Source organism: Shinella sp. M27, from assembly GCF_049199905.1.
In the GTDB taxonomy this organism is placed as follows: domain Bacteria; phylum Pseudomonadota; class Alphaproteobacteria; order Rhizobiales; family Rhizobiaceae; genus Shinella.
Genome location: NZ_JBLZPK010000048.1, coordinates 146,774 through 160,454, shown reverse-complemented (window position 1 = coordinate 160,454; position 13,681 = coordinate 146,774). Strand labels below are relative to the sequence as shown.

Annotated in this window: 9 protein-coding genes and 2 pseudogenes; 7 read left to right on the top strand and 4 right to left on the bottom strand. The window is 61.4% G+C overall.

Translation table 11 applies throughout. The annotated features are described in order from the left end of the window. Positions 1-832, bottom strand: a pseudogene (locus ACOZK4_RS19560) (glucan 1,4-alpha-glucosidase); the annotation flags it as partial. Between the two features lie 158 nt (positions 833-990). Then, positions 991-1,838 (bottom strand): annotated as a pseudogene (locus ACOZK4_RS19555) (efflux RND transporter permease subunit); the annotation flags it as partial. A gap of 207 nt (positions 1,839-2,045) precedes the next feature. Here ACOZK4_RS19555 and ACOZK4_RS19550 point away from each other — a divergent pair. From ACOZK4_RS19550 to dhaL, 4 genes are all read left to right on the top strand, one after another. Continuing rightward, positions 2,046-2,993: a substrate-binding domain-containing protein gene (locus ACOZK4_RS19550; protein ID WP_421593307.1), complete on the top strand. Its 948-nt coding sequence runs from the start codon at positions 2,046-2,048 to the stop codon at positions 2,991-2,993. Positions 2,994-3,070: 77 nt separating this feature from the next. Then, positions 3,071-4,570, top strand: coding sequence for a sugar ABC transporter ATP-binding protein (locus ACOZK4_RS19545; RefSeq protein WP_421593305.1), 1,500 nt, complete (start codon positions 3,071-3,073; stop codon positions 4,568-4,570). Then, complete coding sequence (locus tag ACOZK4_RS19540; protein WP_421593303.1) at positions 4,560-5,537, top strand: ABC transporter permease; 978 nt, start codon at positions 4,560-4,562, stop codon at positions 5,535-5,537. The genes ACOZK4_RS19545 and ACOZK4_RS19540 overlap by 11 nt, the downstream gene beginning before the upstream one ends. A 37-nt stretch (positions 5,538-5,574) precedes the next feature. Then, positions 5,575-7,341, top strand: coding sequence for a dihydroxyacetone kinase subunit DhaL (gene dhaL, locus ACOZK4_RS19535; protein ID WP_421593301.1), 1,767 nt, complete (start codon positions 5,575-5,577; stop codon positions 7,339-7,341). A gap of 8 nt (positions 7,342-7,349) precedes the next feature. On the opposite strand, the gene ACOZK4_RS19530 is transcribed toward dhaL, so the two are convergent. Further along, complete coding sequence (locus ACOZK4_RS19530) at positions 7,350-8,306, bottom strand: sugar-binding transcriptional regulator (RefSeq protein ID WP_421593299.1); 957 nt, start codon at positions 8,304-8,306, stop codon at positions 7,350-7,352. Positions 8,307-8,810: 504 nt separating this feature from the next. On the opposite strand from ACOZK4_RS19530, the gene ACOZK4_RS19525 reads away from it, so the two are divergent. After that, positions 8,811-10,190 carry an enoyl ACP reductase FabMG family protein gene (locus ACOZK4_RS19525; protein ID WP_421593298.1) on the top strand — a complete coding sequence of 460 codons (1,380 nt, stop codon included), beginning with the start codon at positions 8,811-8,813 and terminating at the stop codon, positions 10,188-10,190. A gap of 306 nt (positions 10,191-10,496) precedes the next feature. Beyond that, complete coding sequence (locus tag ACOZK4_RS19520; protein ID WP_421593297.1) at positions 10,497-10,730, top strand: transposase; 234 nt, start codon at positions 10,497-10,499, stop codon at positions 10,728-10,730. Positions 10,731-10,757: 27 nt separating this feature from the next. Here the strand turns inward: ACOZK4_RS19520 and ACOZK4_RS19515 are convergent, their stop codons facing one another. Then, positions 10,758-11,777, bottom strand: coding sequence for a LacI family DNA-binding transcriptional regulator (locus ACOZK4_RS19515; protein ID WP_421593295.1), 1,020 nt, complete (start codon positions 11,775-11,777; stop codon positions 10,758-10,760). A gap of 284 nt (positions 11,778-12,061) precedes the next feature. Here ACOZK4_RS19515 and ACOZK4_RS19510 point away from each other — a divergent pair, with 284 nt between their 5' ends. After that, positions 12,062-13,678, top strand: a complete 1,617-nt coding sequence (locus ACOZK4_RS19510; RefSeq protein WP_313525538.1) for an extracellular solute-binding protein — start codon at positions 12,062-12,064, stop codon at positions 13,676-13,678. The last annotated feature ends 3 nt before the right edge of the window (positions 13,679-13,681 follow it).

Genomic DNA, 13,681 nt, shown 5'->3' with positions numbered 1-13,681 from the left:
GTTTCTCCAGGCTGGCTTGCCAGGTCCGCCAGCCGGACACATAAGGCCTTGCCGCCGCGTCGAAACCAGCCATCAAGCTGGCGAGCGCGTTGTAGCCTGCCTCTTCCGGCTCGCCAGCGAACCCGAGGGAGAGAAACACCCGGTCGTTTTCTTGTGAGAAACCGATCTCGCCGGTGAGCGATACATTGCCCTCATCGGCACGCAGTTGGCCGGGCTCGAGCATGCCCTGGTTCACAAGCTGCCGCCAGCCGTCTGATACCCCGACATATCCGGCCGAACTGGATAGCCAGGGCAGGGACGATGCGAGTGCCAGCGAAATGCCGTCGCGGCCGGTCGCAAACAGCATCTGTGTTCGCTTGTAGTCGCCGATCCAGGCCGAGTTGCCCATGCCGCAGTTGAAAAGATGCGGAGCGAGCAAGACGTAGACACGATAGTCGCCGAGCTGGCCTTTGAGAGGCGTGAAGACGATGTCCTGCAGCACGGAAGGGCGCACCGGATCCGTCAGGACACGCTTTTCGATCCGATATGCGCCGTCCATCGCGATATTGCTCAGGCGATAGGCGGGAACGCCATTTTCGACGGGTTCTATCAGGTGCTGCGCGTGCCGCTTCTCTTCGGAGAAATAGCCCTCGGGACCCGTGACGATCAGGCCGAGATCACGCGTGCAGGCGCGGTCCACCCGCGGATAGTAGATCTCGTTGAGAATGCCGTGGCTGACAGTGAACCAGACACGGCTCGCCGACGAAAGAGCGGTGCCGACGCCACTTTTGGCACTCGACGTCCAACGCGCAGCTATCCCCCGGGGGTAGGTCGATCCCCCTTCATTGCTCATTCCGTTCTCCTGTCGGCGGCTGGATTTTTCGGTAAAGACTTGCGGTGTATAAAGTTCGCCGAAATGTGTTTGGCGATTGCGACATATCGATGTTGCGGTGGTCGATCTCGGCGCTATCCGGCAAATTCATTTGGTCCGACTTTCTCCGGCTGCACCGGTTATGCGGTTGCGGTTTTCGCCCGAACTTTCGGCAGAAGCGACTTCAGCAGATCGGACAACCTTTCGATCTCGACGAAGATGACCGGCGTCATGAACAGTGTGAGGGCCTGACTGACAATCGGCCGCCGATGACGGCAATGCTGAGCGGCTGGCACAATTCAGAACTCGCGCCCGTGCCCACCGCGATCGGCACGGCCCGAGCAGCGCGCAGAATGTCGTCATCATGATCGGCCGGAAGCGCCTGACGGCGGCATCGTGAATGGCCTCGATGGGCGGGCGTCCTTCGTCTCGTTGCAGGGTCAGGGCAACGTCCACCATCATGATGGCGTTCTTCTTCACAATGCCAATGAGCATCAGGAGCCCGATCAGGGCGATGACGGAGAGGTCAATTCCGCAGAGCTTCAACGCCAGCAGCGCGCCGAAGGCGCGCCGAGGGCAGGCCGGACAGGATGGTCAGCGGATGCACCAGGCTCTCGTAGAACACGCCGAGCACGGTATAGATCGTCAGCACTGCGGCGGCGACTAGCAGGCCCGTATTATCGCTGGCCTGCTGGAAGACCCGCGCGGCGGCGGCATAGCTCGTCGTCACCGTCGAGGGCAGGGCGATCTCCCGCTTTAGCGCATCGATCCGGGCGGTCGCCGTGCCGAGGGAAACGCCGGCGGGAAGGTTGAACGACAGCGTGACGGCGGTCAGCTGGCCGGCCTGGCTGACGGTGACCGGCCCTGCCCTGCGCGTGATCGTCGCGAAGCTGGAAAGCGGCACGAGCGTTCCCGAAGAAGACGCGACGCGGATGGCGCCGAGCGCCTGTTCGTTCCAGTCGAGCGATTGGTAGTATTCCAAAAGTACCACGAGGCCGATGGTGATCGTCATCGTGGTTTCCACGCATCTGTCCCCGAAGTTTGGGTATTCGATGCATCCTCACATTTACTCTTGTATTTTTTTTATTACATATGTATCCATTGCCGCGTGGGTTTTGGGAGCAAGCCCCAGATACAAGCCCTCGTTCCATCATTCAGGCGGGAGGAAATTTCGCCTGCTCCAAGGGAGGTCATCATGAAGAAACTTGCCATGCTGCTGGCGTGCGCCGCCGCATTCGCTTTGCCCGTCGTCGCTTCGGCGCAGGACGCTGCCGGAACCGCCAAGAAGGACAGCTATCGCTTCGTCGTCGTGCCGAAGGTCGTGCATCCGTGGTTCGACAAGGTGAACGAAGGCGCACAGGCCGCCGCTGCCGCGATCAAGGCGCAGACCGGCTCGAGCGTTGAAGTCATCTATTCGGCACCGCAGTCCGCCGACGTCGTCCAGCAGAACCAGATTATCGACAGCGCGCTCGCAACCCAGCCCGACGGCCTGGCGCTCGACCTGCTCGATCCCTCGGGCAACCGCGCCTCGCTCGAAGAAGCGCAGAACCAGAACATTCCGCTGGTGATCTTCGATTCAATCCCGCCGGAAGGCATGGCGATCCCCTATATCGGTTCCGACTTCTGCGAGCAGGCGAAGATCGCTGCCCGCCGCCTCGTCGAAGTTCTCGGCGGTGAAGGCGAAGTCGCCATCATGCAGGGTGTGCCGACCGCGCCGAACCATTCGATCCGCGCCGAATGCCACCGCCAGGTCTTTGCCGAACACAAGGGCATCAAGGTCGTCGCCGAAGGCATCGACAATGACAGCATCGAGACGGCGCAGCAGCAGGCCGCCGCCATCATGCAGGCAAACCCGAACCTCAAAGGCTGGGTCGCGTCCGACGCCGCAGGCCCGATCGGTATCGGCCAGGCGATCGTCGAAGCCGGCAAGCAGGGCAAGGTTACCCTCGTCGGTCTCGACAACCTGCCGGAAATGCTCGACATGATCCGCGATGGCGTCGCTGACAGCTCCTCCGCCTCGCAGCCGGAACTGCAGGGCTACTGGTCGGTCATGCTGCTCTGGGCGCAGGCAACGGGCGCCAAGGTGCCGGGTTACCTCGACACCGGCAACGCGTTTCTCACCAAGGAAAACGTCGGCGGCTGATCCGGCAGAAACCGGATTGCCGCGAGGCGCGGGTTTTCCCGCGCCTCTTCTGTCTTCATCCTGCGCGCAGGTATCCCATGGCTTATCTCGAAACCCGCGGCCTTGGCCGGGACTTTCCCGGCGTGACCGCCCTCGACGGGGTCGATCTGTCGATCGAACTCGGCCGCACGCACATTTTCGCCGGCGAGAATGGTGCGGGCAAATCCACCCTCGTCAAGATCCTTACCGGCACCGACCGACCCTCACGCGGCCAGGTGCTGATCGACGGGCGTGACCCGGCAGAGGATGCGAGCCTCTACAAGAACGTCGCCTATGTGCCGCAGGAGCTCAATCTCTTCCCGCAGATGAGCGTTGCGGAAAACCTTTTCATGCCGTTCGAACGGACAGGGCATGGCGGGCGTCTCGTCAATCGCGGTGCGCTCGTCGAGGAAGCCCGGACCTATCTCGAACGCTTCGGCATCGAGGCCGATCCGCGCGCACTGGTCGCCAACATTTCCGTCTCCGACCAGCAGCTGCTGCAGATCGCACGCGCCTGCACCAATGCCGACATGAAGGTCCTCATTCTCGATGAGCCGACCTCGTCACTGACGCGCGTCGAGGTGGATCGGGTCTTCAAGGTCATCCGCGGCCTGCTCGACCGCGACCACGCTATCGTCTTCATCAGCCACAAGATGGACGAGGTCTTTGCGATCGGCGACGACTACACGGTGCTGCGCAACGGCGAGAAGGTCGAAAGTGGCCGGATTATGGACATCGGCGAAGCGGACCTGATCCGTGCCATGTCCGGCCGGGACCTCGCCTTCGACGAACATTTTCGCCCGCAAGGGCCTGCTACCGACACGATCATGGATGTGCGCGGGCTTTCCGGCGCCCGTTTCCACGATGTCAGTTTTACCCTACGCCGTGGCGAGATTCTCGGCTTTGCCGGGCTCGTCGGCGCCGGGCGCTCGGAAGTCATGCAGACGGTCTTCGGCTTCCTGAAAGCCAAGGCGGGTGCAGTGACGGTCGACGGCAAGCCCTGGGCGTTGAACGACACATCCGCCTCGGTCGGCGGCGGCATGCTCTACCTCTCGGAGGAGCGCAAGCATCACGGTATCTTCCCGCTGCTGTCGCTGCGCGAAAACATCGGCATTTCCATCCTCTCGCTGACCAAGGGCTCGTTCGGCATCAGCCGCGGCCGCGAGCGGGAGGCGGTGCAGAAGATCATCGACGACTACGGCATCCGCACCTCCGGCATGGGCAAGCGCATCTCGCAGCTCTCCGGCGGCAACCAGCAGAAGGCCATCATCGGCCGGGCGATGGCGACGCGGCCGCGCGTGCTGATCTTCGACGAACCCACCAAGGGTATCGACATCCGCACCAAGACCGAGATTTACAAGATCATGAAGGGTCTGGCCGAGGAGGGCGTAGGCGTCATTCTCGTCTCCTCGGAACTTGACGAACTCAAGAAATGCGCAAGCCGCATCGTGACCATGCACCATGGCCGCATCACCGGCGAGTTCGACACCACGAACACCAGCAATGAAACCCTCGTAGGCGCCATCTTCGGCACGGAGGCGAAAGCCCATGCAAACTAGTTCCACGCAAACCAGCGCCGTCGCGCATCTGGCGCGCAGCCCGCTTGCCGGCGTCTTCGTCGCCCTCGCGGTCATCTTCACGCTGTCCGCGATGATCTCTCCCTACTTCCTCACGCCTTATAACCTGTCGGTCATCGCGCGCGGGCTGGCCTTCGTCGGCCTCATCACCATCGCGCAGTCCATGCTGATGGTGCTCGGCGAACTCGACCTGTCGCTCGGCGTGATCGGCGGCCTGTGCGGCGTCATCTCCGGCATCCTGATGGTGCGGCTCGGCTTCGAGCCCTATTCGGCGATGCTGCTGGCGATCCTGCTTGGTGGCTGCCTTGGCCTTCTCAACGGCCTCTTGGTGACCGTGCTCCGGCTGCATTCGCTGGTGCTCACTATCGGCACAGCCGGCATCTTCGGTGGCGCGAACCTGGTGCTGACGCGCGGCGTCGCGATCACGGGCATCCCGCGCGATGTGCACTATCTCGGCCGTGGTGATCTGCTTGGCGTGCCTGTTCCCTTCCTCATCATGCTCGTGGCGCTGGCTTTCGCCACCTTCGTCATGCTGAAGACGCCGTTCGGCCGCTACATGTATGCGATCGGCAACAACCAGGCCGGTGCGCGCATGCTCGGCATCAAGGTCGACAAGATACGCCTTCTCGTGTTCGGCGTGGCCGGCGCGATCGCCGGACTGGCCGGCGTTCTGATGGTCGCGCGCCTCGGCACCGCCCAGCCGTCGATCGGCGATACCTGGGTTCTGGCGCCGATCGCCGCCTCCGTCATCGGCGGGGTCGCCACGACGGGCGGCATCGGCAGCCCGATCGGGGCGATCTTCGGTGCCGGCATCATCGCCATCATCGAAAACATCATCGTGCTCTTCGGCGTCTCGCCCTATTGGCAGGGTATCGTCTCGGGCGCGATTGTCGTGCTCGCCATTTCCTTCGACGCCATTTCCCGCCGTTATCTGCGCCGTGACGTTTGACGCAAGCCGCCGCATCGATCTGACGAAAGACAAGAGAATGAACCAGGAAGTCAAAACCAAGAAGCTGATCAACGCGCCGGAAAACATCATCGCGGAGTTGATCGAAGGCATGGTCGGCGCGCATCCGGACATGCTGCGCGTGGAAGGGTCTACCGGACGGGCCGTCGTCGCCGTCGATGGCCCGCGGGATGGCAAGGTGGGCATCGTCGTCGGTGGCGGCTCCGGCCATGAGCCGGCCTTTGCCGGCTATGTGGGGCGCGGCCTTGCCGATGCCGCCGCCGTCGGCAACGTCTTCGCCTCTCCCTCGCCTTCACACATCGTCGAAGCCGCCCGCGCCGTCGATGGCGGCGTCGGTGTCGTCATGCTCTACGGCAACTATACCGGCGACGTCTTGAACTTCACCATGGCCGCGGAAGAGCTGGAACAGGCCGGCATCGCCGTGCGCCATGTCGCGGTTGCCGATGATGTTGCTTCCGCCCCGATCGAGCGCAAATCCGAACGCCGCGGCATTGCCGGCGACTTCTTCGTCTTCAAGGTCGCCGGTGCCGCCGCCGATCTCGGCGAGCCGTTGGCGCGCGTCGAAGCCTTGGCGCAGGCAGCGAACGAGGCGACCCGCTCGATGGGCGTGGCGCTCAGCCCGTGCTCGCTGCCGCAGACCGGCAAGCCGAACTTCACAATCGGTGACGACGAGATGGAAATCGGCATGGGCATCCATGGCGAACCCGGCATCCGCCGCCAGAAGCTTGCGCCGGTGGACGAGGTGACCGACGAACTGGTCGATGCCGTCATCAAGGAGCTTGGCCTGAAGGCGGGCGAGCGCGTTGCCGTTCTCGTCAACGGTCTCGGCGCCACGTCGCAGATCGAGCTCTACCTCATCTTCCGCCGCGTCAAGCAGCGGCTCGATGCACTGGATATCGAAATCCATGCCTCCTGGGTCGGTGAATATGCCACCTCGCTGGAAATGGCCGGCGCCTCCGTTACGCTGATGAAGCTCGACGACACGTTGCAGGCGCTTCTCGATCATCCCTGCCGCACGCCGGCCCTCGTCGTCGGCGCCTTCGAGAAGACCGACGGCATTGCCGCGCGCAGCCGCAAGGCCGTCAAGGCTGCCGAGAGCACGGCAGCCGCACAGGAAAAGCCGCGCGAGCTTCTGACCGAAGGCGACGTCACGCCTGTCATCTTCAAGATGATGATGCATGCCGTCGGCAACGAGATCATCGCGGAGAAGAACTGGCTTTCCGAACTCGACGGCGTAATCGGCGACGGCGACCATGGTGTGACGATGGAGATCGGCTGGAAAGCCGTGCAGAGCGCGCTAGAAGACAGCCAGGATGACGAGACGATCGAGGGCATCTGCAAGCGCATGGCGAAGGCCTTCCTGGATGCTGTCGGCGCTTCCTCCGGTCCGCTCTACGCCACCGCGTTCCTGCGCGCCGGCACGGCCGTCAGCCACCGCCTCAACCTCGATGGTGCGGGCATGGCCGAATGGCTGAGTGCCGCCTGTCAGGGCATTCGCGATCGCGGCCGCGCTGATCCCGGCGACAAGACGATGATCGACGCCTGGGGCCCGGCGGTCGAAGCCGGCCAAGCGGTGGCGAAGGACGGCGGCTCCGCGCTGGACGTGCTGGTTGCCGCGCGCGACGGCGGCGAGGCTGGCATGAAGGCGACGGCGGCACTGGAATCACGCCGTGGTCGCTCGGCGAAGCTTGGCGAGCGCTCGGTTGGCCATATCGACCCCGGTGCGGCGTCGACGTTCGTGACACTGCGCGCCATGACGGCTGCACTTCAGAAGGCGCTTGCCTGATTGAATGCTCAGCGCGGGCCTTGCAGCAGGGCCCGCGCGACACCTTCGTTGGTGACAAGCCGGTTGACATAGCCGGCGCGCAGGATCGCCCGGATGATCGGGATTTTGCGAATACCGCCGGAAACCAGCACGGAAATTGGTTTCAGCTTTAGCTTGTCCGGCGGCAGCGCGATGATCGAGTCGTTGAGGAAATGATCGATCGCCTGACCGCGCGCGTCGAGAAACCACCCCATGAACTCGCCGACCGCGCCGCGCTTCAGCAACGTGTCGAGATTGTCCTTCACCACGCGGATCTGCGTCAGCGACGTATCTTGCGCCAGCGCGCCGCAGGATACGATGCCGATATCGGCGATCTCGGTGCGCGCTAGCACGTCCGTTAGCTCGTCGTTGAGCAGTAGGGCGTTGCGGCTTTCGGGATTGGCGCAATAGATTGGCGCCGTCAGATAGTGACATTCGACGCCGAGCGCACGCGCAAAGGCCGTTGCCACCTCGAACGTGTTGGTGGCCGAGCCGCTGGTGACGCCGCCGGTGAGGCCGACGACCCAGCTTTCCGATTTCGGTTTTGCCCGCAGGCTGCGCACGGCAAAGCTCAGGGTTCGACCCGAGCCGATGCCGACGCCCATGTCGCGGCCTTCGATCAGGTCGCTGGCAAGCGAGCCGGCAGCCTCACCAATCACCCGTTTCTGCTCGAGATAATCGTCGAGATCCGGCACTACGATGGCGTCGACGAGGCCGTAGCGGGCGGAAACTTTTTCGGCGAGTTCGATGCAGTCGGTGAGCGGCAGGCTGACATTGACCTGCACGAAGCCGGATTCGCGCACCTGGCCGATGATCTTGTTGACCTTCAGCCGCGTGATGTTCATTCGCTGGGCGATTTCCTGCTGGGTCTGCCCGCCGATGAAATAGAGCCATGCGACACGGGCGCGCTCCAGGTCCTCGTCGAAATGTCCCCAATCTTCGCTCATGCGGTGCGGTATTCCCAGATTCACTTCGTCCTCGATACTCACTTCATGTGTAGCGAGCAACTGGGCAAATGACAGAGAATGAGACGCTCTCATGATCACGCGTCGCCCCGTCCGGCATCGCCTCCCGCAGTTGGTCGATCTGGCGCTCTGATTGCGAAAAGCTGGACCGTTCATAACTTGAGTTTTCAGTCGTAATTTTCCCGCTGGGAAAGGAGCGGAAGCATGAAGGCATCGACGTTGTGAGACGCCCAGAAGGCGTTCATTCGGCGATGGTAAGCGCATCAGGCCAGATGGTGTTTTGGCCCAGAATGCGTCGCAAGGCTGCTTTGGCCATTCGTTCGCTGCTTCAGCATCTCACTAAACTTGAAGAATATCAGGAAGCGACTTCACGTTTTGAAATGAACCGTCACCGAAAATGAGTTCCTATTGCCCGCGAGTGCGGGCATTCCATAGTGAAAGATGTCTGAGCCATTGCTCGACAATACGAATCAGAGAGCATGCAGCATGGATAAACCGATCGCTTTGACGCGCATCTCCGAGAACACTGTATTTCGAAAAGGCGACGTTTTCGTTCTCTTCGGCGAATTGTTCGGTCGTGGATATGCCACCGGCCTTCTCGACGAAGCCCGACGGGCCGGAATGCAGATCGTGGGGTTCACCGTTGGGCGACGCGATGAAAACAACGTGTTGCGGCCGCTTGATGCCGACGAACTGGCTGTCGCTGAAGAACGGCTGGGCGGCACAATCATCAACATCCCGCTCATGGCTGGTTTCGACCTTGATGCACCCGCTGGAGGTCCTACGCCGACCGACCTCCTGTCCAAGATGACGCTTGAAAGCTGGCAAACCGACAAAGTCGACTGGGATTACGTAGAGCAATGCCGCGATATAGCCACAGCTCGGTTTACGGAAGCTCTTTCGCAAGCCATGGCCGTCCTCGACGGAATGGTCGCTGCCGGCCGCAATGTCTTCTTTGTACACACAATGGCTGGCGGCATCCCAAAAGCGAAGGTGTTTTTGGTCGTTGCCAATCGGATATACAAGGGGACCGGACCACGCCACATGTCGTCGCAGACGTTGCTGGAAAGCGACATGGGCAAGCTCATCCTGCAGAACTTTGATGACGTATCAGCCAACACCTTTCGCCATCTCATAGATCTCAGCGCGGCGATCCGTGGACGGGTAGAAGCTTCGGGCGGTCAGGTCCGCTACACGGCATACGGTTACCATGGATCGGCAGTCCTGATCGATGGAAGCTACCGTTGGCAGACATACACCAACTACACCCAAGGGTATGCCAAGATGCGGCTTGAGAGCATTGCTGAGCAGGCTTGGGCGGCGGGAGTCAAGGCAACCGTCTACAATTGCCCCGAAATCCGCACCAATTCGTCCGACGTGTTCACGGGGATCGAGCTGCCGCTGATCCCACTTTTGCTCGCCTTGAAAAAGGAAAATGGAGGCGGGTGGGCCGACGAGCAGTGGCAGGCCGGTCAGGCACTTTTGGCAGATGGCCTGACAATGGAGGACGTTTTCCACAAGATCACCGATATGCAGGCCAGCGAGGTCATGCGTCCGTTCTATGATTTCTCGGCCTGGCCAATGGCAAACAGTCAAGCCCAGGCCGATCTGACAATCGGAACATCAAATGAAATCACCCAAATGCACCGGGACAGCAAGTTTATGCTCGGTGATCTCCTGAGCGGTCTCGTGGTGGAGGCGACCGGGCAGCTTATCTTCGGCGAATCCTCGGAGCCCTCCGGTCCTGTGCTGTGGCTCAACCACGATATCGTCGCTCGGCGGCTAAATGCTTCTCACACGCGTTCGAAATCGACCGATCCGATGATGGCAGATGACGTGCTTTCCTTGGCGCGCGAGATTGCTTGACAGCTCGCAGTTTAGCCTGGAAGCGGGCCCTTTGGGCAAGGATAGTCGGCATTTCCTTCACCATTGTCTGATCCGATAGGAATGCTCGTGTATGCTTGGCCTGTTGACGAGCGCTGGTGTTGAAAGCGGTGGCACCGATCGACATTCAGGATTCCGAAATCACGAGATCGCTGAGTCATAGAGCCCTGTGTTGAACCACGGAGGCGTTTGCGTGGGTATGAAGTGGTATGAGTTGAATGATGGACAATGGCTGATCAAGTTGGGGACATCACGCAAGCCCAGGCTCTTCTATGACCCAGAGCGGAGATGCCGTTCTGGCGGACAAAGCCTATGACAGCAATGCCTTGCGGGATAGGATCACAGACATGGAGCCGAGGCGGTCGTCCCGCAGAGGAAGCCCTCTACAAACACCGCAACCGCATCGAGCGTTGTTTCAACCGAATGAAACACTGCCATCGTTTCGCAATACGTTACGACCGCCGCACAACTCACTTCGAGGGCTTCGTCTATCTCGTCGCTGCAATGATCTGGCTACGGTGAATGTCGCTTCGCCCCAGCGCTCTTCGTTCAGGATTCCGGAATGTTCTCCCGGAAGATGACCTGAAGGCGTGGAGGATGGTGTTCCAGTTTTCGACCAAGGATGGTGTTCTTGAGCACGGAGATGGCTTCGCGCGCCTCCACGCGCGGGTTCTGGTCTATAACGGCATCAATGGTGCCGTCGAGAAGGAAGCGCTTGGTGCTTTCCGTAAGCTCGTGACCAACGAAGATGACGGAGGAAGCCATGCCCGCCTCTTGCAAGGCTTGCCCGATACCGGCATTGCCGGCGCCGATATTGTAAATCCCTGAGAGATCTGGGTGGCGCTTGAACAGAGCGACCGCTTCTTCATAGGCGCGCTGCCGGTCGTCGCGGACTTCGCGCAACTCGACGATATCGAGGTCGAAAAACTCTTCCATGATGACATGCCGGAAGCCCATTTCGCGCTCCTCGTGGCCGCGATAGGAGAGGGACCCTGCAAATAGTGCGATCTTGCGCTTGGTGCCGCGGCCGAGGAACCGGCCGAGCAGATAGCCGGCAAGCCTGCCTGCCGCGCGGTTATCGATGCCGACATAGCCCGTGCGCGGAACGTGGAGGATGTCCGAGGCAAGCGTGACGATCGGCATGCCGGAAAGCGAGAGTGCGCGCATGGCCTCACGAACCGTCGGATGATCGAGGGCAATAACGCCGACGCCCTGCGTTACTCCGATCAGAGCGTGCAGAGTTCGAGCGAGTGTATCGGGATTGAAGCCCTCGATCGACTGGATGCGGATGTCGAGATCGTCCTGCAGGGCGCCCTGATTAACGATCTGCGTCAGAAGATTGGCGATGAAGGTGTTCGTGCCAGCCGGCAGTACGAAATCGAGCCGGATTTTTCCTGTTGTCTCAGCCGCCTCCGAAAATGGCGCGGCGAGATAGCCGAGTTTTCGAGCCGTCTCCAGCACGGCGTCGCGGGTTCGTTCCCGCACGCCCTGACGGTTGTTGAGGACCCTGTCCACCGTCGCCGGCGAGACGCCGGCTTCACGGGCGATGTCCGTCAATGTCGAGCGCAAGGCCTGTCCTTTCACGAAATGATGGGAAATGATGTATTTCTCTGCGAGGAAAATACAAGATGGTTCGCATATTCCCGACGCCTTTTCCTCAAGAAACCGCAGAAACGATGGTCGAGAACTCCATCATTTCTCGTCAAATGGTGATGAGCTCAACGTCAAACACGTAAACGTAGCAGGCAAAAGATGTAATATGATTGCTTTTGATGTTGACATGCATCATTACGCGCTCCATTACTCGTCACGCTGACGGGTGAGGAGACCTCTCGGCATGGAGGAGAACATCAATGAGCGAGATTCTGACGATCTCGCGCCGTGGCCTTCTGGCAGCCGGCGCGAAGACATTTGCATTGACTGCTGCCATCGGCATTGCACCGCAGTTCATCCGTCCAGGCCGGGCCTTTGCGGCCGACGCGCTCGCGTCTGGCATGATCGGCGGCCCGACCGGCTTCGAAGGGGCTGAGCGCTACCAGTACGGCGCCGACACGCCGGAAGGCCGTGCCGTTGAGGCTGCCAAGGCACTGAAGGCCGCCGGCAAGGCACCGGAGCGTATCGTACTCGGTCTGTCCGACGGTTCGATCGGCCAGCTGACACAGGCTTTCCCCGCCGGTGCGCCGTCCATCAAGGAGCTTTGGGAGAAGGAAACCGGCATTGCGCTCGACATTGTCGGCGTGCCGAACGGTCAGGAATTCACCAAGACGATGCAGGACATCTCCACCAAGGGCGGGGCGTTCGACATCTATGCGGTGGAATGGAACCGTCTGGGCGACCTCGCGGAGACGGCCGGCATCATCAAGCTAGACGAGTATGTCGCAACCCACAGGCCGGAATGGGACGATCCGGAGCGCGGTTACGTCAATGGCGCCAGGGGCGTGTCGTTGCTCAACCAGTATCGCGGCTCGACCTATGGCGTATCGCTCGACGGCGACTTCCAGACCTGGAACTACCGCACCGACCTGTTCAACGACGAGGCCGAGAAGAAGGCCTTCTCAGACAAGTACGGCTACGCGCTGGCACCGCCGCGCACCTGGAAGGAGCATGCCGACGTTGCGGCCTTCTTCCACCGTCCGGACAAGGGTCTGTTCGGCTCGACGGACCTGCGCAATCAGGGTTGGGGCTATACCAACTGGTACCAGCGCTTCGTCTCGATGGGCTCGCCCAACCAGTTCCTGTTCGGCGACGATGGCAAAGCGCTGATCAATTCCGAAGCGGGCTATCTCGCCACCCAGGAATATGTCGAGTCGCTCAGCCACCATTCTCCGGATGCCATTTCCTGGGGCTGGCCGGAGCAGTATGGCAACTTCGCCTCGGGCGGTGCGGCGATGACCTGCGCCTTCTCCAATCTGCCGAAGTTCCTCGACAACAAGGCGAACGAGGGCTCGAAGGTCACCGGCAAGATCGGCTCCATGCTACCGCCCGGCCGTGATGTCGGCGGCCAGCTCGTCAGCCGCTCGGTGCTGTGGCTCAATCTGTCGGCCTCGGTCTCGGCGCAGAGCAAGCATCCGGAGGTCTGCTATCTGCTGCTGCAATGGCTGGGCTCCAGCCGCATCTATTCGTGGATGACGGCCAATCCCGGTGGCTACTTCGATCCGTTCCAGCTGTCTAACTTCGCCGATCCGCTCGTGCGCGAGACCTACCACGACTACCACATGGATGTCGTGCGCGAGACGGTGGCGCGCACCGTACCCTCGATCAACTATCCCGGCGCGACCGCCTTCCACAACGCACTCGACGAAAACCTGATGGCCGCTCTCACCAAGGCGAAGACGCCGGAGGAGGCAATGGCCGATACCGAGAGGCAATGGCAGCGTATCGCGCGGCGCACCGGCGAGGACAAGCTGCTTGAAGCCATCAAGTCTAACAAGGAGGCCTGGCCGACGGTTCTCGATCCGCTGGCCGGCTGAGCC

Excerpts from the sequence above, each read along its gene's own strand:
- ACOZK4_RS19550 (WP_421593307.1), top strand. The coding sequence starts at position 2,046 with ATGAAGAAACTTGCCATGCTGCTGGCGTGCGCCGCCGCATTCGCTTTG.
- ACOZK4_RS19545 (WP_421593305.1), top strand. The coding sequence starts at position 3,071 with ATGGCTTATCTCGAAACCCGCGGCCTTGGCCGGGACTTTCCCGGCGTG.
- ACOZK4_RS19540 (WP_421593303.1), top strand. The coding sequence starts at position 4,560 with ATGCAAACTAGTTCCACGCAAACCAGCGCCGTCGCGCATCTGGCGCGC.
- dhaL (WP_421593301.1), top strand. The coding sequence starts at position 5,575 with ATGAACCAGGAAGTCAAAACCAAGAAGCTGATCAACGCGCCGGAAAAC.
- ACOZK4_RS19530 (WP_421593299.1), bottom strand. The coding sequence starts at position 8,306 with ATGAGCGAAGATTGGGGACATTTCGACGAGGACCTGGAGCGCGCCCGT.
- ACOZK4_RS19525 (WP_421593298.1), top strand. The coding sequence starts at position 8,811 with ATGGATAAACCGATCGCTTTGACGCGCATCTCCGAGAACACTGTATTT.
- ACOZK4_RS19520 (WP_421593297.1), top strand. The coding sequence starts at position 10,497 with ATGCCGTTCTGGCGGACAAAGCCTATGACAGCAATGCCTTGCGGGATA.
- ACOZK4_RS19510 (WP_313525538.1), top strand. The coding sequence starts at position 12,062 with ATGAGCGAGATTCTGACGATCTCGCGCCGTGGCCTTCTGGCAGCCGGC.